Origin of the sequence: Mesorhizobium sp. L-8-10 (assembly GCF_016756635.1) — a bacterium.
GTDB lineage: Bacteria > Pseudomonadota > Alphaproteobacteria > Rhizobiales > Rhizobiaceae.
Genome location: NZ_AP023263.1, coordinates 5656249 through 5674723, shown reverse-complemented (window position 1 = coordinate 5674723; position 18475 = coordinate 5656249). Strand labels below are relative to the sequence as shown.

Genomic DNA, 18475 nt, shown 5'->3' with positions numbered 1-18475 from the left:
AGCCATCCTCTTCCTCGATCGTCTCCGGCCTTCGGGTCGGTCACGGCATGGATCCACGGGTCATCGCGCCCTGCGCTTCGCTGCGTGCGCTCGCCCGTGGATGACGAAGCGGATATGTTGCCGCTGATCACCCGCAACCATTCTGTCGTGTGCTGTGCCCCACTTACCGCAACGCGCTGTAGGTCTTGATTTCACGCATGTCTTTATCCCGAAACCGGTACCCGCTTTCGGGAGACATGCCTTACTGCCCCACGGCGACCTTCATCACCTCGAACGGCGTGGTGATGACGATCTCGGCCGCCGACACCAGCGTCTGGCCCAGGCCTCTGGTCAGGGTGTTGACCCGATCGGTGATCTGACTGCCGCTCGCCTCCAACTGGTCGCTTTGCAGCCGATCGCCGAGAAGCTTCACCATCAACGGATTGTCTGCGAACTTGGTGTGGTTGAGCCTGTCGCCCGCCGACAGGGAACTGATATCGGCGACGACAACGCCGTAGCTGACGATATCCTTGGAGTCCGCATAGTCGCCGAGGCGCGGTCGCTGACCGGCGATCAGGCCCGATATGCTGAGGGCGCGGTCGTTGCTCGACGTCAGCACGATAAAGGGCTTCTTCGGCACGCCATAGCGCCGCATCTGGGTCTTGAAGACGTCGACGTCGATGTCGGGCGAGGCGAGCACGACGTCGCCCATCTTGCCGCCGAGGTCGCGGTCGCCGGTCATGGCGAGTTGCCGCAAAGCTTCGACCGTGACCCAGTTGCCCATTGAATGCGCGACGATGTCGATGCGCTTGGCGCCCGAGCGCTGGACCAGCCGAAGCAGATCCTCCAGCCGGTCGCGCGCAGCCGTCGCGCTGTTGTTGTCGTATACGTAATCGACCGTGCGGCCGGCCGAGGCCCAGGTGAAAAGGATGGGCGTGCCGCTGTAGCCGGAATCGTGCACGATCTGCGTGGCGCGGTAGACCGCGCCGTCGAACGCCGTGTTGTAGCCGTGGATGAAGACCATCACGCGGCCGTTGCGGCGGGCCATGTCGGCCCGCAACGCGCTGGAGAAGGCGGCTTCGTCGCGATAGGCGGCGAGCCTGGTGGCGGTGAAATATTTGGAGGGGTCGCCTTGATCGCTCTTCGGCACCTCGATGCTGCCGGTCTTGTGCACCTGAGGGACTGTCATGTCGACGCGGGCGAAGGAAGAGGCGTCGGAGCGGTCCCCGGAGAAGACCACACGAGGATCGGGGGCCTTGGCGCGGGTCGTGACCACGAAGATCTCGTGCTTGCCGGCGATCTTCGAGGCTTCGACCGGAACGGCGGTCTTCGCCAGCAGCGCGTGCGACTGGGGCCCCGCGCAGCCGGAGAGCACGATGGCCGCCAGCAGCGCGGCGATCGGATAACGGATTGCAAATGATGGGAACACTATGGGAATGGACCGATTACTCGGACTGGGTTGATACAGGCAAAGACCTCGCCGGTCCACCGACGTCCTTCGCGAGCGTGCCGCTGTTCCTTGACGGCTCCCGGTCTCAGCGTCCCCAGAAAGTCGGGGTGAAGATGACGAAGACCGCGAGGATTTCGAGGCGGCCGAGCAGCATCGCGGCCGAGCAGATCCATTTCGCGGCATCCGGCAGCGAGGAGAAGTTGCCTACCGGCCCGATGACCGGGCCGAGGCCCGGCCCGACATTGGTGAGCGAGGTGAGGGCACCGGTCATGGCCGTCGTCAGGTCGAGGCCGGTCGCGGCCAGCATGATGGTCGCGATCGCCCACAGCACGAAGAAGGAGGCGATGAACAGGACGACCGCGCGCTGCATGTCCTCGTCGACCGTGCGGTCGCCGTAGTGCACCGCGTGCACCATGCTCGGATAGATGAGGCGGCGCAGGCCGTTCACGATCAGTGCGAACAGGATCAGGAATCGATAGGACTTGATCGCGCCCGTCGTCGAGCCCGAGCAGCCGCCCAGGAAGGTGGCGACGAATATGCAGGCGACGGCGAAGGGTCCCCATTGCGTGTAGTCGTCGCTGGAGAAGCCCGTCGTCGTGATGATCGATATCATGTTGAAGGTCGAATGGCCGAGCGCCTCGAAGAAGGGCATGTCCATGCGGACGCGCAGATAGACTGCCACCGCCAATGCGAACATGATGCAATAGCCGGCGAAAGCCCTGATCTGCGGGTCGCGCATCGCATCGAGCCGCCCGCGCACGGCGAACAGGATCGTGATCGAGAAGGGCAAGGCCCCGATGAACATGAAGATCGAGCCGATCCACAGGATGGCTGGCGTGTTGGCGTAGCGGATGAAGGAAGTGTCATGGGTCGACATGCCGCCTGTCGCGATCGTGGACATGGCATGGTTCACGGCGTCGAAGCCTCTCATCCCGGCGATCGCGTAGCAGACCGCGCAGATGAAGACGAGCGCCGTATAGATGCCGATCAGGCTGATGGCGAAGGTCTGGAAACGCTCGAAAGGGCGATCCTCTATGTCGGATGATTCTATTCTGAAATAGGAGACGCCGCCGATGTTGAGGAAGGGCAGCAGGAAGAGCCCCAGCGCGATGACCCCGAGGCCGCCCATGAAGGAAAGCAGGGAGCGCCAGAGCAGGAGGCCGGGAGGCAGTTGGTCGAGGCCGTTGATCACTGTCGAGCCGGTCGTGGTGATGCCCGAGACCGATTCGAAGAAGGCGTCGGTGATGCTGAGGTCCAGCGACGACAGCATGAAGGGCACGGCGCCGGCGACGGCGAGCGTGAACCACAGGAGGTTGACGAGAAGGAACCCGAAGCGCGTCGTCACCTGCGGCGGGCGGCCCTGGGTCGCCATGGCGACGGCAAGGGCAAGGCCGCCCATGGACAGTGCCGAGAAGGTGAAAACCTGCCAGTCCCGATGGCCGAAATAGAGATCGACCGCAGCGGGGATGAGCATCGCGGCCGAGAGATAGATGGCGAATACGGCTGCGATATGAATGGCCGCACGGACGGCATTTCTGTTCACGAATCCCCCAGGGCAGGTTTCGGAAAAGTGCCCGACGGTTTTTCGGAAAAAACCTGCGGCAAGAAGAAGAAGCCAGGCAGGTGAAGCGTGGGCGAAGCCACGCAACCCCGTGTGGGGTCCCGATTCCGAAATTCGCGATACCTCGATATCAGGCCCCGGGGAGGCGCTGCGCTTTCGCGGCAGGTGATGGCTTCATACAGGCGAATATGCCATAGCGCAAAGCAAGGGCAGCGGTGCGGGGTGGTTATCCCCGGCAGGATGGAACGGCATGACTGGTTTCAACGAGCTGGTGGCACAGGCGGCCGAGGCGCTGCGCGCCCTGTTCCCGGAAACGCCGCTGCAGGAAAACGACTATCTGTCGCGCAAGACAGGGGCGCGCATCTTCCTGAAACGCGAGGATCTCTCGCCGGTCCGTTCCTACAAGATCCGCGGCGCCTTCAATTTCTTTCGCAAGGCGCTCGGCGCCGGCGCAAAATCCGATCTCTTCGTCTGTGCGTCGGCCGGCAACCACGCCCAGGGTTTCGCCTATGTCTGCCGTCATTTCGGCAAGAAGGGCGTGGTCTTCATGCCGGTGACGACACCGCAGCAGAAGATCGACAAGACGCGGCTGTTCGGCGGCCAGTTCGTCGAGATCAGGCTGATCGGCGACTATTTCGATGATTGCTACCATGCCGCGCTCGACTTCGCGGAGGAGGGCGGCGGCCACATGGTGCCCCCATTCGACCACAGGCACATCATAGAAGGCCAGGCGACCGTCGGCTGGGAGATCGCCGCCCAGATGCCCGACGGCAAGGCCCCCGACATCATGGTGCTGCCGGTCGGCGGCGGCGGGCTGGCCGCCGGCGTGACGCGCTGCTTCGGCGAGCTCGGCCGGCGGCCGCGCTTCGTCTTCGCCGAGCCGGCGGGATCACCCAGCCTCAAGGAGAGTCTCGCCGGCGGCAAGCGCGTGAAACTCGCCAAGGTCGACAATTTCGTCGACGGCGCGGCGGTGGCCGAGATCGGCCGCGAGCCGTTCCGCCATCTCAAGGACTATCCGGCCGATGCCGTCCGGCTCATCCCGGAAAACCGGCTCTGCGCCACGATGATCGAGATGCTGAATGTCGAGGGCGTCGTGCTGGAGCCCGCGGGCGCGCTGGCCATCGACGCCCTCAAGGATTTTCCGCGCAAGGAGATCAAGGGCAAAGCGATAGTGCTGGTCGTCTCGGGCGGCAATTTCGACTTCGAGCGGCTACCCGACGTCAAGGAGCGGGCGCTGCGCTTCGAGGGGCTGAAGAAATATTTCGTCTTCCGCTTCCCGCAGCGGCCAGGCGCCCTGCGCGACTTCCTCGACCTGCTCGGCCCCGACGACGACATCACCCGCTTCGAATATCTGAAGAAGTCGGCCCGCAATTTCGGCTCGGTCCTGATCGGCATCGAGACCAGGGACCGCAAGAACTTCGACATTCTCGCCAAACGCTTCCACGAATCGGGCTGGGCTTATCAGGATATTACCGAGAACGAGACGATCGCGGCACTGGTGATATGAGCGACACCGCCTTCATCGTACTGTTCCGCGGCGTCAATGTCGGCGGCAACAAGGTCGCCAGGATGGAGACCTTGCGGAAAGTGCTTGGCGAGGCTGGCTTCGGCAAGGTCGCGACCTACATCCAGAGCGGCAATGTGGTGCTGACGTCGGTCAGGCCGGCCGCGGAAGTCGCGGCGATCATCGAGAAGGTGTTCGCCGAGACCTTCGGCTTTTCATCGCGCGTGACCATCCGCAGCGCGGACGCCTGGGGCCGGATCGTCGCGGACAATCCGTTCCCGCAAGGCGCCGACGAGCCGAAACGGCTGCACGCCGTCCTGCTCGATGAAGCGCCCGAGGCCGGTGCCGTCGAGCGTCTGCGTGAACTGGCGACGCCGACCGAGCGCTTCGTCCTGTCGGAGGGCGTTCTCTACCTCTTCACCCCCGACGGCTTCGGCATATCCAAACTGGCGGGAGCGATGGACAGGGTGCTCGATGTGCCCTTGACGGCGCGCAACTGGCGCACCGTGCTGACCTTGCTGGAGATGGCCGGCAAGGCCGCGTGAGGGCAGGCCCGGCTTCCTGACTCCTTCAGGCTCTCGCCGGCAGGCAACGCCGATCAATCCTTGATGACCACAGTTGACACCGGCGCCGCCACCGTGAATTTTTGACGCCTGCTTTCAACGTGACGAACTGCGTCCGCCGGCTCCGGGGCGTGCCGCCGGTGGATGCACATATCCGCACAAAGGGGCGAGCCGTCCCGGCAGGCGGCCCACTCCGATCCTTCGCGGGATGTCCGCGGGCTGGCGGAGGCGGCGCAAAGGCTGCCCCGTCACCCGCCTTCGACGGCATGCCGAAATTACAGGCCCGTCCTGCTAATTTCCTGTACTTTACAGGACCGCCGGCGCGGCGCGCAACATATGCGTGCATGGTTGGGTGGCCCCTGCGGCCGGATGCCGCCTGCCGTGCCGCGGCGAATTCATTTGCCTTTTCGATCGAACTCGCCCATATGGCCGCCATAGGCGCTTGGGCCGGATATCCGGCTTTCCCGACCGTCGGGACTGGTTGCGTCTTCCTTCCCCTTTCCATTCCCGGAAAGTGAAGGGTGTGCCGCGGGCATGATGCCCGTGGACGCGACAGCGCAGCCGAGCGGGTTTTCCCCGCCGCCTTGTCGTTCCCGTAAAATACACCGCCGGCAGGTTGCGCCCTGCCGCAATATGCAGTGCGGCCCTTGTTGGCCGTCCGAAAGAAGAAGAAATTGAACAACGAAAATCCGGCGGAGCTCGAAGGCTTCGCACGACTTGGAATTTCCGGCGCGCTGTTGAAGGCCGCCACCAATGCCGGCTTCACCGATCCCAAGCCGATCCAGGCGCAGTCGATCCCGGCGCAGCTTGAGGGCCGGGACATATTGGGTGTCGCCCAGACCGGCTCCGGCAAGACCGCGGCTTTCGCGCTGCCGATCCTGTCGAAGATCATCGCGCTCGGCACCAGGCGGCGCCCGAAGACGGCGCGCGCCCTGATCCTGGTGCCCACCCGCGAACTGGCCGTGCAGATCGAGGAGACCTTCCGGCTGCTCTCCAAGGGGGCGCATATCTCGACCGCGCTGGTCCTTGGAGGGGTCTCCCGCTTCAGCCAGGTCAAGAAGCTCGCGCCTGGCGTCGACGTGCTGATCGCCACGCCCGGCCGGCTGACGGACCTCGTGCGCGAAGGCGACGTGATCCTTTCGGAGACGACCTGGCTGGTGCTCGACGAAGCCGACCGCATGCTCGACATGGGCTTCATCAACGATGTCAGACGCCTCGCCAAGGCCACGCATCCGGCCCGGCAGACGGCTCTCTTCTCCGCGACGATGCCGCCCGAGATCGAGCAGCTCGCGCAGGGGCTGCTGCGCAATCCGGCGCGGGTCGAAGTTGCGCCGCAAGGCACGACGGCCGCCGAAATCCACCAGAGCGTGGTGATGGCGCGCACCCGGCAGAAGCGGCAGGTTCTCTCGACGATGCTGGCAGATCCCGGGATGCGTTCGGTGATCGTCTTCGCCCGCACCAAGCACGGCGCCGACAGGGTGACGCGCGACCTCGAGCGCGACGGTTTCGAGGCCGCGGTGATCCACGGCAACAAGTCGCAGAACGCCAGGCAGAAGGCGCTGAACGGCTTCCGCGACGGTTCCGTCCGCATCCTGGTGGCGACCGATATCGCCGCCCGCGGCATCGACGTTCCCGGCATCAGCCACGTCGTCAATTTCGACCTGCCCGATGAGGCCGAAAGCTATGTGCACCGCATCGGCCGTACCGGCCGTAACGGCGCCGACGGCGTCGCCATCACGCTGTGCGATCCGGCCGAGGCGAGCAAGCTGCGTGCCGTCGAGCGGATCATCCGCATGCGGCTGCCGGTCGCGCGCGACCATACGGGCGAACCCGATCCGCGGTCGGAGCCGCGTGTGCGCGACATGGCGGCCCTGAAGCCCGCCAACGATCAGGGCGGCCGTGGCGAGGGCCAGGCTCAGCGCCCGGACCAGCGTCGCCGCGACGGCGGCAAGCCGGGCCAGGGCAAGCCGTTCTCCGGGAAGCCGGGCGAGCACAAGGCCGGCGAGCGCAAACCCTTCCGCGCGAAGCGCCGCCGTTTCGGCGGCAAACGCCCCGCGGCCAAGGCGGCCTGACGCAGCCTGCGACTTCCGCCGGCCCTGCAGTTGCGGGGCCGGCTTTTTGTTCGAACGCCAGCGGAAACCGCTGCCTATGCAGTGGCGCAAACGGTCGCGGCGCGCTTCCCCTGTCCAGGGCGAACGTCCAGGCCGATTTCTGGGGAATGGCAGGACCCGGACGATTGCGCCTGCGGCCTGCGTGGCGATAGGGGTGAAGCAGGAGCGTCCGGAGGGAAGATACCGTTCGATCGCTCTGCACGACGGGAGGGGATATGGCAGGCATCGTCGCTCTTGCCGTCGGCTACGTGCTGTCGCAATTCTACCGTTCGTTCCTGGCCGTGCTGACGCCGGCGCTCGGCGCCGACCTGGGCATGACCAAGGCGCAACTGTCCTTCGCGTCGGGGGGCTGGTTCATCGCTTTCGCTCTGGCGCAGTTCGGAGTCGGCGTCTGTCTCGACCGCTTCGGCCCGAAACGGACCACGGGGCTGTTCGTCGCGCTCGGTGCAGGCGGCGGGGCGTTCCTTTTCGCGGCCGCCTCGTCGCCCTGGATGGTGATCGTCGCCATGGCGCTGATCGGCGTCGGCTGCGCGCCTGTTCTGATGGCGTCGCTGTTCATCTTCGCCAAGACCTTTTCGGCGGCTCGTTTCGCCGTGCTCTCCTCCTGGATGGTCGCTTTCGGCACGGCCGGCAACGTGATCGGCGCTGCGCCGCTCGCCAATGCGGCTGAGGCCTTCGGCTGGCGCCCGGTGATGACCGCGCTCGGCCTGCTCACGCTGTCGGCAGCAGCGGCCATCGCGCTCGTGGTGCGTGACCCCGAACGGGCGGGGGAAAAGCCCGCCGGCTTCGGCTTCGGGGGCTATCTCGACCTTCTTCGCATCAGGGCACTGTGGCCGATCATCCCGCTGACGGCGATCAACTACGCGCCGCCGAGCGGCATAAGAGGGCTTTGGGCCGGCCCCTATCTGACCGACGTCCATGGCGCTGATGCCCTGACCATCGGCAATGTCACGCTGTTCATGGCCTTCGCGATGGTGGCCGGCTCGTTCCTCTACGGTCCGCTCGACACGATCTTCAAGACCCGCAAATGGGTGGCGGCCGTCGGCAACGCCGTGGGCCTGGCCGCCCTCGTGTCGCTCGCGCTGCAGCCCGTCATCGGCATCCCCGTGGCCACGGCGGCGTTCGTCGTGATCGGCCTCTTCGGCAGCGCCTACGGCCTGCTGATGGCGCATGCCCGCGCCTTCGTGCCCGCCCATCTCATCGGTCGTGGCGTCACGCTGATGAACTTCTTCGCCATCGGCGGCGTCGGCATCATGCAGTTCGCGACCGGCGGCGTGGTCACGGCAAGCGTCGTGCCCGGAGAGCCGGCCGCCGCCTACGCCGCGCTGTTCGGCTTCTACGCTGCGACGCTCGGCATATCGCTCCTGATCTATCTCTTCGCCAAGGACGCGCCCCCGCATCGCATCCCGTAGATGGCGCCGTGTCGCGCCGCGCGATCCCGGTTCCCTGACCGATTTCCGCGTCAGCGCACGACCGCGTCGATCCAGGCGGAAGCCCTGTCGGCGAGCGCCTGGGTCGTCGCCGGGGACAGGGCGTCGCCGGCGATCACATGGTTCGCCGGGTCGCCGCTGCGCTCCACCGGGACCAGTTCGTGGCGCGCACCCCAGCGCGCCGCGATCTCCCGCGTCAGGTCCTGCCTCACGACCTTGTCGTCGTCGCTGAATATGAAAAGCGCGGGAATTCCGATCGTCTCGACGGGTGCATTGCGCGCGAGGTCCACCAGCGCGGCCATGGGCAGCAGCGCCATGGTCGGATAGCGCGTGGTCCAGAGTTTCTCATGCAATGGATTGAGCGGCGCGAACGAGCGCTCCTTGCCGATGAGGGCTTCGGCGATCTGCTTGCCCCAGGGCCAGGTGAGCATCTGCGATCCCGTAGCGCGGACCCCGAAATTGGGAGAGACGAGGACCATGGTGGCGACATCGCGCGAAAGCTCCGGCCGGGTCGCGGCCCAGGTGGCGAGCGATGCGCCGGTCGAAGTGGCGATGACGACGACCTTGTCGCCTATCGCACGGCCGATTGCGATCGCCTCTGCATAGTCGTTGATCCAGGCATTGACCGTGCCGCTCGTCATCGCCGGGCCGTCCTGGCCGTGACCGGTCAGACGCGCAAGGAAAAGATTGGCGTCGAGCGCGTCGGCGACTTCGTCGGGCAGGGGGCGGAGTTCGCCCTTCGACGCCGAGAAGCCGTGGATGTAGACGATCGAAATCGGGGTCCTGGCGCGGATCAGCGGATTCGCCCAGACGATTTCTTTCTCGAGCCCGGGGCGGATGGCGGGTACCGCGTCTTCCTTCCCGTCGAGATAGGCTTGTGGATCGTCGCCGATCACGGCCGGGTCGAACCTGACAGTCGTGTCGAGCGCCACCCGCGGCCCGAGGAGGAAGGCGACTGTCAGCGCGGCAATGACGACAAAGAGCCAACCCAAGATGCGTCGCCCCATCAAAGACCTCGAAAACATCGGTGCAAGCCATCACTCGGCCGGGGCGGACGATCAGTTTCTCGGCTTCCTGCCCGCCGGAACCGGCCGTCTGCCCCACCCCGTCGCCTTGTTGACGAACCAGAAGCGCAAAGGTTGAGGACAGACGCGCAATAGCTTGAGAAACCAGGTGAATCGGTGAGGAAACGTGACTTCGAAGCCGCCGGATTTGAGCCCCTTCAGCATACGCCTGGCAGCGTCGTCGACCTTCATGAGGGCAGGCATCGGAAAGGCGTTCTTTTCGGTCAGGGGGGTGTCGATGAAGCCGGGATTGATGACCTGGATGCGGATGTTCATCTTGTCGAGATCATATTTCAGGGATTCGGCCATGTTGTTGAGCGCTGCCTTCGAGGCGCCGTACGCGGCCGTCGAAGGCCAGCCGAAATAGCCTGAAACGGAGGCGACGATCGCAACGTGCCCGTGACCGCGCTCGCGCATCCGCTCCACCGTCGGCACGATGCCGTTGATCACGCCGAACAGGTTGATCTCGTAGGTCCTGACGAAATTCTCGGCATTGAGCCGTTCGCCGCGTGTCTGGAAGTATTTTCCCGCGTTGAAGACGGCCAGGACGATCGGCCCGGCACTGGTCTCGATCGCATCGACGATCCCGGCCATCGCCTTCTCGTCGGCCACGTCGCCCGGAAACGGAATGATCCTGCCCGGCAGGCCTTCCGCCTCCTCGGACAGCGATACGAGCTTCTCTTCGGTCCGGGCGGTCACCGCGACCTGATAACCTTCCCGCGCCAGGTCGAGGGCCAGCGCACGTCCTATGCCGGTGCTGGCGCCGGTAACCCAGGCAATGCCGTCCTTGGGTTTCGCCCGATAGAGCGCCATTTCCCCATCCAGTTGTCTTTTCGGGCGAAGCTACAACGGCTGCGCCGGTGCCGCAAATCTCTTCCCTCGCCGGTCGAAGCGGCGACGCGGGAGCGGCGGAATTAGACAGGCTGGCCCCTGCAAAGCAACTCCCGGCGGCCTCTTTTTCGGTGCGCCGTGAAATTGGCATTCGATTTCCGCTTGCTTGGCGCAAATTCTCACCTTGAAAGCGGCGTCGCCGGTTTCTAGGGTCGCTCCGCGAGACGAGCAAAGGAATCCCCATGTACCGGTCCGTGATCGACGCCATCGGCAATACGCCGCTGATCCGCCTGAGGCGGGCTTCGGAGGAGACCGGCTGCGAGATATTGGGCAAGGCCGAATTCATGAATCCGGGTCAGTCGGTGAAAGACCGCGCCGGCCTCTTCATCATCCGGGACGCGGAAGAGCGCGGGCTGCTCAGGCCCGGCGGGGTGATCGTCGAGGGCACGGCCGGCAACACCGGCATCGGCCTCACGGTCGTCGCCAAGGCGCTTGGCTACCGCACCGTCATCGTCATCCCCGACACCCAGAGCCAGGAAAAGAAGGACGCGTTGCGGCTGCTCGGCGCGGAACTCATCGAGGTGCCGGCCGTGCCCTACAAGAACCCCGACAACTATGTGAAGATATCGGGCCGGCTTGCGGAGCAATTGGCTCGCACCGATCCCAACGGGGCGATCTGGGCCAACCAGTTCGACAACGTCGCCAATCGTGACGGTCATGTCAGGACGACGGCGCAGGAGATCTGGGACCAGACCGGCGGAAAGGTCGACGGCTTCGTCTCGGCCGTCGGGACCGGCGGCACGCTGGCCGGCGTCTCCATCGGTCTGAAGGAGAAGAGCAATGGGGTGAAGATCGCGCTGGCCGACCCGCTCGGCGCCGCCCTGCACAGTTTCTACACCGAAGGGCTGCTCAAGGCCGAAGGCAGTTCCATCACAGAGGGCATCGGGCAGGGTCGCATCACCGCCAATCTCGAAGGCTTCACGCCGGACTTCTCCTGGCAGGTTCCCGACGAGGAGGCGCTGCCGATCATCTTCGACCTGATTCAGGAAGAAGGCATGTGCGTGGGCGGTTCGACCGGCATCAATATTGCCGGCGCGATCCGCCTGGCCAGGGAACTTGGCCCGGGCCACACCATCGTGACCATCCTCGCCGACTTCGGCACGCGCTACCAGTCGAAGCTCTTCAACCCGACTTTCCTGCGCGGCAAGAACCTGCCCGCACCGGAATGGCTGGAAACGACCCCGGACATTTCGGTGCCCTTCGAGGGGGGCGCCTGATGGCTTTCTTCACCAATGCCCTCTTCCGCGAAGACGCCTATCTGAAGCTTGGCGAAGGCCAGGTCGCGGCGGTCAACGAGCGCGGCGGCATCATCCTCGACCGCACGATCTTCTACGCCACGTCGGGCGGGCAGCCGGGGGATACGGGTTTCCTGATCCGTTCGGACGGGAGCCGCATCGCGGTCGCTGCCACGATTTCGGGCGAGACGAAGGACGAAATCATCCATGTGCCCGCGCCGGAGCAGCCGATGCCCGAGCCGGGCGAGACGCTGTCGCTGGCCATCGACTGGGAGCGGCGGCTGCGGCTGATGCGGATGCACACGGCCTGCCACCTCCTGACCGTCGTGTGCCCGTATCCGATCACGGGAGCGTCGGTCGCGGAGGACGATTCCCGTATCGATTTCGACATTCCGGATTCCAGCTACGCCAAGGAGGACGTCACGGAGCGGCTCATGGAACTGGTGGCGGCGAACCATCCGGTGTTCACCCGCTGGATCACCGACGACGAACTGGCGGCCAATCCCGGCCTGGTCAAGTCGAAGAATGTGCGCCCGCCCTCGGGAACGGGCCGCATCAGGCTTGTGTGCATCGGTGATGACGCCGTCGTCGACAGCCAGCCCTGCGGCGGTACCCATGTCGCGGCGACGGGCGAGGTCGGCGCCATCCATATCGGCAAGATCGAGAAAAAGGGGCGCGAAAACCGTCGTTTCCGTATCCGTTTCGGCCCGTTGCCAGGGAATTGAGGAACAGCATGGGTGAGAAGAGCCCCTTCGTCGTCGATGCAGACTGGCTGCAGTCGCGGCTTGGATCGCCGGGCCTGTCGATCGTCGATGCCTCCTGGTACCTGCCGGCACATCGTCGCGACGCACGCGCCGAATATGAGACAGCGCATATTCCGGGCGCCGTGTTCTTCGACCTCGACAGTGTGGTGGAGGAGGGCGCCAGTCTTCCGCATACGCTGCCGCGGCCGGCTGCCTTTGCGCAATCGGTCGGCTCGATGGGCATCTCGGCCGACGACACGATCGTCGTCTATGACGGGCCGGGCTTCCTTTCGGCTCCCCGCGTATGGTGGATGTTCCGCATCATGGGCGTGGCCGAAGTGTTCATTCTGGACGGCGGTTTTGACCGCTGGAAGGCGGCCGGTCGGCCGGTAACCGCCGCATCGACCCGAATCGCGGCCAACGTCTTCTCGACCGATTTCGACGCCGAACGCGTGGTGTCGCTCGCCGAGATGCGCGATATCGTCGCCAGCGGCAGCGCCCAGATCGCGGACGCGCGTTCAGCCGGCCGGTTCGCCGGTACGGAGCCGGAACCGAGGCCTGGGCTGCGCTCGGGCCATATGCCCGGCGCCAGGAGCGTGCCGTCCACAACGCTGTCTGAGAACGGCGAACTGCTGCCGGTGGACCGCCTGAAGGAGGTGCTGGAGGAGGCCGGCCTCGACCTTTCGAAGCCGATCGTCACCTCCTGCGGTTCCGGCGTCACCGCAGCCGTCATCACGCTGGCGCTCTATTCGATCGGCCATGGCGACAACCGCCTCTATGACGGTTCCTGGACCGAATGGGGCGGGTTCCCCGACACGCCAGTTGCCACCGGCAAGGCATGACGATGACGGAGCGACCGGACCCGATCGAGGTGACCGTCACCTTCCTCGAGATGACGAAGCCGCCGGCGCGCTATGCGCCGCTGCCTGTGGGACGGCAGATCGCATTGCTCAAGGCGAGGAACATCCCGCTCCACTTCTATCGCTATTTGCTCGATCGCGTCGGCCGCAAATGGCACTGGGTCAATGCGCTCCGTCTGAGCGACGAGGAACTGGCGGCAGGACTTCACGCGCCGGGTCGTGACGTCAGGGTGCTCTATCTCGACGGCGCGCCGGCCGGCTTCTTCGACCTGAAGCCGCAGCTTCCCGACCATACCGAACTGGCCTATTTCGGCATGATGGACCAGGCAATGGGGCAGGGCATCGGCCGCTGGTTTCTCGGCGCCGCGATCGAGGCCGCCTGGGCGACCGATCCGCAGGCGGTGACGGTCCAGACATGCACGCTCGACCATCCCGCCGCCTTGCCGCTCTACCAGAAGCTCGGTTTCGTGCCGGTCGGCCAGAAGCAGGAGACTGTCTTTCCCTTGACGCCTTCGGAACGGGCGGAAAGCGTGATGCGGTAGCAGTTCGGACTTGCCGAAATGCAGGCCTCCCACGACGAGACGGCCGTTCCGGAATCGGGTGGCCGGGCAGGGGCCGCACGCGTATCTGCATGGGGTTCCAATTGGAGAACCGCCATGCTCATCCGTTACGTTGCCATGCCCACAGACCGCGTTCGCGCCCTGCAGGGCGGCGCACCAGACGATTACGGCATGCCGCCCGAGCGGCGTATTTCGGATGGCGACGGGGTTCCGTGCCGTCATTGCCTGCGCAACGTGAAGGCGGGCGAGCCCTATCTCATCCTGGCCTACCGACCGTTCCCCGCGCTGCAGCCCTACGCGGAAACGGGGCCGATTTTCCTCCACGCCGAGCCTTGCGAGAGGGCGCCGGAGAGCGACGTCATTCCGGATCTGTTCAAGGCGACGCCGGACTACATCCTGCGCGGCTACGGCCATGACGACCGGATCGTCTACGGGACGGGAGCCGTGACCCCGACGCACAGGATCTGCAACCGCGCGCACAAGCTCCTGCAACGGCCGGACATTGCCTATCTCCATATGCGCTCGGCGAAGAACAATTGCTTCCAGTGCCGGATCGACAGGGAGGCCGGCTGACGACGGCCGATCCGGCTGTTCTGCCAAGGTCGGTGGATCGATCACTGAACGCGCGGACTGTGTGGCCCACGCCCCTTGGCGCGAAGCCAAGTGGCCGGAGTGCCGCGTCGGCGATTGAGGGAAAGTGGGTGCGTGGGCATCCGGTTCCGATGGTATTACGACGTGGATCGCTTCGGCCTTGCGACCTGCGCCGAGAGCGAGCGGGTATTGACCCTGACATAGTCCATGAACTCGTCCTTGAGGACGTCGACGAAGGCGGAAAGGTAGCCGGGAAGCACGCGGCCCTTCGGCACCAGCATGGTGATGCGCGCCGGCTCGATCACGCTCTTCTCGAGGGGGATCCAGACCAGCTTGCCTTCGCTCACCTCCTTCTCGACGCCGAGCGATGACAGGAACGCAATTCCCAGCCCGGCGCGCACCAGGGCCTTCAGAATGCCGGGGCGCTCGGCATAGGCAACGATGCGGCCGAGCGCGTGATCGCCCTGGAAGAGGACGTTGAGACCGCTGTTGGTCAACCAGTCGCGTCCCGGTGCGATCAACGGATAGCGAGCGCATTCGGCCAGCGTCAGCACTGTCCGGCCCGAGAGCGGATGGTCCGGTGTGGCGATGATGCCGATCGGCTCGACCACGGTATGGACGACCTCCGCCTTGATCTTCTCGCTGACGTCGTAGGCAAGGACGACGTCGGCCTCCTTGGCCAGCAACTCGCTCGTTATGCGATGGTTGTCGCCTGAGATCAGCGTGTAGTCGACATGCGGAAAATGCGACTGCAGCTTGGTCATGGCCCGGGGCAGAACGTCCTCGGTGAAGGTTTCGGCCGCTGCGATCCGGATCGTACCGCGCACGCCGTCGCGCAGGCTGCCGATCTCCTGCTTCAACAGCATGGCCTCGCGATTCCAGCGCCTGACGTTGGCGAGCAGGATCTCGCCGGCCGCTGTCGGCTTTATTCCGCGCGGCAGCCGCTCGAACAGCGGCACGCCCATCTCCTCCTCGAGCAGAAGCAACTGGCGGTTTACGGCGGACGAGGCGACATGCAGCACATCGGCGGCCTTGCGGATCGATCCGAAACGCGCCGCGAAATCGAAATAGACCAGAGTGGTACGCATCAATGCCATCCGAAGCGGCCTCTTCCAGTGCTCGAATATTTCGATCAGTAAGCGCAAAATTTGATGCTAGTGCAATCATTTTTCATGCGGCTACTATCGCTCCGGTCGGCAAGGGACAGGTCGAGTTCCGGCAAGCGCCGCGCGGAAGTCGCGGCCTGTTCCGTCACCCGTGACGAGGTGAATGGGGGAAGCGAGTGCACGCAACCGTCATACCGGAACAGGCCTCGAGGGCCATTTCTTCAGACATGCCCGTGGTGCGGACTGCCGCCCTCGAGATCGACGATGTGTCGGTCTCCTTCCCCGGACGCAGCGGAGCGGTCGACGCACTGACCGGCGTCAGCCTCGACATCGCGTGCAACCAGTTCGTTTCGATCGTCGGACGCAGCGGGTGCGGCAAGTCCACCTTGCTGCGGGTCATCAGCAACCTGATACCGGCCACGAGCGGAGCGGTGCGGGTCAACGGCCTGCCGAGCGAGGACTATCAACGCAAGCGCAAATTCGGCTTCGTGTTCCAGGATGCCAGCCTGTTCGCCTGGAAGACGGCTCGCCAGAACATCGAACTGCCGCTGGAGGTACTGGGCATAGGTTCGGCCGGCTCGCGCCGCGCGCGGGCGCTCGAGCTGCTGTCCCTGGTTCGCCTCGAGGGCTTCGCGGATCATTACCCGGCGCAGCTTTCAGGCGGGATGCGACAGCGCGTGTCGATCGCCAGGGCCCTGTCCTACGAGCCGGACATCATGCTGATGGATGAGCCCTTTGGCGCGCTCGACGAGTTCACGCGTCGGGAGATGCATGACGAACTAATTCGCATCTGGAGGTCGCGCAGCCTCACGGTGGTTTTCGTCACGCACTCGCTTTCCGAGGCGCTCTACCTGTCGGACCAGATCGTGGTCATGGCGCCGCGGCCTGGCCGCGTGAAGGCCGTCGTGCCGGTGCTGCATCCGCGCGAGGCCGATCCGGCTCTGCGCGCCAGCGCCGAATACATCCGCCAGACCGAAGAACTCGAGGCGTTGATCCATGCGCAATGACGTCATTGGGAACCGCGGCTTCGCCTTCATGTCGAAGGTGCTCGAATTGGGGCCGGCGCTGGTGATCTTCCTCGCCGTCGGCGTAGCCTGGGAACTGGCCGTCAGGCTCTTTTCGATCCCGGCCTATCTGCTGCCCGCTCCGAGCGCCATCGCCGTCAAGATGTACGAGGCGCGTGCGATGCTGTTCGAGAACCTCGTCTCGACCATGACCGCGGCCGTCCTTGGCTTCGTCATCGGCACGACAGTGGCCGTGCTGCTCGCGGTGCTGTTCCTATACTCCCGGACCGCTGAACGCGCGCTGTTTCCCTGGGCCATCACTCTCAAGGCCATCCCGATCCTGGCGATCGCGCCATTGCTCACGATCTGGCTCGGCTTCGGCCTCGCGCCCAAGGTCGCGATCGCCGCGATCGCCTGCTTCTTCCCGACGCTGGTCAATGCGGTCAAAGGCTTCCGCACTGTCGATCGCCAGTCGCTGGAATTCCTGGCGGTGGTGGGCGCTACGCGGGGGCAGACCTTCCGTCATGCGCGCATCTATGCCGCGCTGCCCTACATATTCGCCGCCGCCAAGATCAGTTCCAGCACCGCGGTCATCGGCGCCATCGTGGCCGAGTTCACCGGCGCCAATCTCGGCATCGGCACGGTCATCGTCACGGCCGGCTACCAGCAGGATGCCGCCATGCTGTTCTCGGCCATCGTCATCTCGTCGATCGCGACCATCCTGATGTTCTACCTTGTCATCGCCGCCGAACGGCTCTGCCTGTTCTGGCCCGAAGCGAGCATGGACGCCTGAGCAAACCACACAAATCAAGAATGGGAGACTTATCGTGATGAAGAGCCTTCGCAGATTGTTTGCTTCAGCCCTTCTTTCCAGCGCCTGCATCGCCGCATCCGGCCATGCAACATCCGCGGCCGACGACATCTCGCTGCGCCTGCCGTGGCTGCTCAACGTCCAGTCGGCCGGCTATATCATGGCCAAGAACAAGGGCTTCTACGACGAGGCCGGCCTCAATGTCGAGATCATGCCCGGCGGCCCGAACCTCAATTCGACCGCGCTGGTGGCTTCGGGCGCCAACACGTTCGGCACCAACGACGTCGGTCAGATCGCGCTGGGCGCGGCCAACGGCATGGACCTCGTGATGGTCGCGGCATGCTTCCAGCGCCACGCGGGCGGCGTCATCGCGCTGGCTTCGTCCGATATCAAAGAGCCGGCCGATCTTGCCGGCAAGAAGCTCGCCTACAATGAAGGCGGGCCCTGGGTGCTGACCAAGGCGATGCTGGCGAAAGCCGGCGTCCCCCTCGATCAGATCAGCCTCGTGGTCTCGCCCAGCTCGGAACTGCTGATGAACGGCTCGGTGGACGCCAAGACCGGCTTCGCCATCAACGAGGCCGTCGCGATCGAGCTGAAGGGCAAGAAGACTTCCGTCATCCTGCCCTCGGACTACGGCGTGAGCGCCTATCTCGAAGTCGTCTTCACGACGCGCAAGACGGTGGAGGAGAACCCCGATCTCGTGAAGCGTTTCGTCGCCGCGACGAAGAAGGGCTACGACTACGCCTACCAGCACAAGGACGAGACCGTCGCGACCGTCGTCGCCTTGAACAATCAGCTCGATCCCGTGCAGCAGACGGCCCAGCTCGCGCTGCAGGAGAGCTATGTCTACACCGACTACTCCAGGAAGAACGGCACCTGCTCCTTCGATCCCGCTGTCGTGAAGGAGACCGTCGAGACGTTGCGCGAATTCGGTGGCCTGAAAGGCGATCTCGACGTCGACAAGCTCTATTCGACCGAGTTCATTGCCGCCCGGTAATACCAACGGTCGATG

Annotated in this window: 17 protein-coding genes; 12 read left to right on the top strand and 5 right to left on the bottom strand. The window is 64.9% G+C overall.

Annotation, left to right across the window (positions count from 1 at the left end; all coding sequences use genetic code 11):
• Positions 1–241: 241 nt before the first annotated feature.
• Both JN280_RS26560 and JN280_RS26555 read right to left on the bottom strand, forming a co-directional pair.
• On the bottom strand, positions 242–1408 hold the full coding sequence (locus JN280_RS26560; protein WP_244742113.1) for an alpha/beta hydrolase: 1167 nt from the start codon (positions 1406–1408) through the stop codon (positions 242–244).
• Positions 1409–1514: 106 nt separating this feature from the next.
• A complete protein-coding gene (locus tag JN280_RS26555) occupies positions 1515–2972 on the bottom strand; it encodes a TrkH family potassium uptake protein (protein ID WP_202306772.1) in 1458 nt (485 codons plus the stop codon).
• 268 nt (positions 2973–3240) lie between these two features.
• On the opposite strand from JN280_RS26555, the gene ilvA reads away from it, so the two are divergent.
• The 4 genes from ilvA (at position 3241) to JN280_RS26535 (ending at position 8580) form a co-directional block, all read left to right on the top strand.
• Positions 3241–4497 (top strand): threonine ammonia-lyase IlvA, encoded by a 1257-nt coding sequence (gene ilvA / locus JN280_RS26550; RefSeq protein WP_202306770.1) that lies wholly within the window; start codon positions 3241–3243, stop codon positions 4495–4497.
• Positions 4494–5039 carry a DUF1697 domain-containing protein gene (locus JN280_RS26545; protein ID WP_202306768.1) on the top strand — a complete coding sequence of 182 codons (546 nt, stop codon included), beginning with the start codon at positions 4494–4496 and terminating at the stop codon, positions 5037–5039. Before ilvA ends, JN280_RS26545 begins: the two co-directional genes overlap by 4 nt.
• A 692-nt stretch (positions 5040–5731) precedes the next feature.
• A complete protein-coding gene (locus JN280_RS26540; RefSeq protein WP_202306766.1) occupies positions 5732–7129 on the top strand; it encodes a DEAD/DEAH box helicase in 1398 nt (465 codons plus the stop codon).
• Between the two features lie 254 nt (positions 7130–7383).
• On the top strand, positions 7384–8580 hold the full coding sequence (locus JN280_RS26535; protein ID WP_202306764.1) for an MFS transporter: 1197 nt from the start codon (positions 7384–7386) through the stop codon (positions 8578–8580).
• A gap of 50 nt (positions 8581–8630) precedes the next feature.
• Here the strand turns inward: JN280_RS26535 and JN280_RS26530 are convergent, their stop codons facing one another.
• Positions 8631–9605: an alpha/beta hydrolase gene (locus JN280_RS26530; RefSeq protein WP_202306762.1), complete on the bottom strand. Its 975-nt coding sequence runs from the start codon at positions 9603–9605 to the stop codon at positions 8631–8633.
• Positions 9606–9656: 51 nt separating this feature from the next.
• Positions 9657–10475, bottom strand: a complete 819-nt coding sequence (locus JN280_RS26525) for an SDR family NAD(P)-dependent oxidoreductase (protein ID WP_202306760.1) — start codon at positions 10473–10475, stop codon at positions 9657–9659.
• Positions 10476–10735: 260 nt separating this feature from the next.
• On the opposite strand from JN280_RS26525, the gene JN280_RS26520 reads away from it, so the two are divergent.
• From JN280_RS26520 to JN280_RS26500, 5 genes are all read left to right on the top strand, one after another.
• A complete protein-coding gene (locus JN280_RS26520; RefSeq protein ID WP_202306758.1) occupies positions 10736–11770 on the top strand; it encodes a cysteine synthase A in 1035 nt (344 codons plus the stop codon).
• Positions 11770–12513, top strand: a complete 744-nt coding sequence (locus JN280_RS26515; protein WP_202306756.1) for an alanyl-tRNA editing protein — start codon at positions 11770–11772, stop codon at positions 12511–12513. The genes JN280_RS26520 and JN280_RS26515 overlap by 1 nt, the downstream gene beginning before the upstream one ends.
• Before the next feature lie 8 nt (positions 12514–12521).
• Entirely contained in the window at positions 12522–13373 is an 852-nt protein-coding gene (sseA, locus tag JN280_RS26510) for a 3-mercaptopyruvate sulfurtransferase (protein WP_202306754.1), read from the top strand.
• 2 nt (positions 13374–13375) lie between these two features.
• On the top strand, positions 13376–13933 hold the full coding sequence (locus tag JN280_RS26505) for a GNAT family N-acetyltransferase (protein WP_244742109.1): 558 nt from the start codon (positions 13376–13378) through the stop codon (positions 13931–13933).
• Positions 13934–14047: 114 nt separating this feature from the next.
• Positions 14048–14524 carry a DUF1203 domain-containing protein gene (locus JN280_RS26500; RefSeq protein ID WP_202306751.1) on the top strand — a complete coding sequence of 159 codons (477 nt, stop codon included), beginning with the start codon at positions 14048–14050 and terminating at the stop codon, positions 14522–14524.
• Positions 14525–14679: 155 nt separating this feature from the next.
• Here the strand turns inward: JN280_RS26500 and JN280_RS26495 are convergent, their stop codons facing one another.
• A complete protein-coding gene (locus JN280_RS26495; protein WP_202306750.1) occupies positions 14680–15630 on the bottom strand; it encodes a LysR family transcriptional regulator in 951 nt (316 codons plus the stop codon).
• Between the two features lie 194 nt (positions 15631–15824).
• On the opposite strand from JN280_RS26495, the gene JN280_RS26490 reads away from it, so the two are divergent.
• Genes JN280_RS26490 through JN280_RS26480 form a run of 3 tightly spaced genes read left to right on the top strand, consistent with a single transcriptional unit; the run spans position 15825 to position 18460 of the window.
• The gene (locus tag JN280_RS26490; RefSeq protein ID WP_244742106.1) at positions 15825–16655 is read left to right on the top strand and encodes an ABC transporter ATP-binding protein; all 831 of its coding nucleotides are present in this window, start codon (positions 15825–15827) and stop codon (positions 16653–16655) included.
• Positions 16645–17445, top strand: coding sequence for an ABC transporter permease (locus tag JN280_RS26485; RefSeq protein WP_202306749.1), 801 nt, complete (start codon positions 16645–16647; stop codon positions 17443–17445). Before JN280_RS26490 ends, JN280_RS26485 begins: the two co-directional genes overlap by 11 nt.
• A 37-nt stretch (positions 17446–17482) precedes the next feature.
• The gene (locus JN280_RS26480; protein ID WP_244743608.1) at positions 17483–18460 is read left to right on the top strand and encodes an ABC transporter substrate-binding protein; all 978 of its coding nucleotides are present in this window, start codon (positions 17483–17485) and stop codon (positions 18458–18460) included.
• The last annotated feature ends 15 nt before the right edge of the window (positions 18461–18475 follow it).

Coding starts and splice junctions, on each gene's coding strand:
- JN280_RS26535 (WP_202306764.1), top strand. CDS start 7,384: ATGGCAGGCATCGTCGCTCTTGCCGTCGGCTACGTGCTGTCGCAATTC.
- sseA (WP_202306754.1), top strand. CDS start 12,522: ATGGGTGAGAAGAGCCCCTTCGTCGTCGATGCAGACTGGCTGCAGTCG.
- JN280_RS26505 (WP_244742109.1), top strand. CDS start 13,376: ATGACGGAGCGACCGGACCCGATCGAGGTGACCGTCACCTTCCTCGAG.
- JN280_RS26525 (WP_202306760.1), bottom strand. CDS start 10,475: ATGGCGCTCTATCGGGCGAAACCCAAGGACGGCATTGCCTGGGTTACC.
- JN280_RS26495 (WP_202306750.1), bottom strand. CDS start 15,630: ATGCGTACCACTCTGGTCTATTTCGATTTCGCGGCGCGTTTCGGATCG.
- JN280_RS26520 (WP_202306758.1), top strand. CDS start 10,736: ATGTACCGGTCCGTGATCGACGCCATCGGCAATACGCCGCTGATCCGC.
- JN280_RS26515 (WP_202306756.1), top strand. CDS start 11,770: ATGGCTTTCTTCACCAATGCCCTCTTCCGCGAAGACGCCTATCTGAAG.
- JN280_RS26480 (WP_244743608.1), top strand. CDS start 17,483: ATGAAGAGCCTTCGCAGATTGTTTGCTTCAGCCCTTCTTTCCAGCGCC.
- ilvA (WP_202306770.1), top strand. CDS start 3,241: ATGACTGGTTTCAACGAGCTGGTGGCACAGGCGGCCGAGGCGCTGCGC.
- JN280_RS26500 (WP_202306751.1), top strand. CDS start 14,048: ATGCTCATCCGTTACGTTGCCATGCCCACAGACCGCGTTCGCGCCCTG.
- JN280_RS26530 (WP_202306762.1), bottom strand. CDS start 9,605: ATGGGGCGACGCATCTTGGGTTGGCTCTTTGTCGTCATTGCCGCGCTG.
- JN280_RS26545 (WP_202306768.1), top strand. CDS start 4,494: ATGAGCGACACCGCCTTCATCGTACTGTTCCGCGGCGTCAATGTCGGC.
- JN280_RS26485 (WP_202306749.1), top strand. CDS start 16,645: ATGCGCAATGACGTCATTGGGAACCGCGGCTTCGCCTTCATGTCGAAG.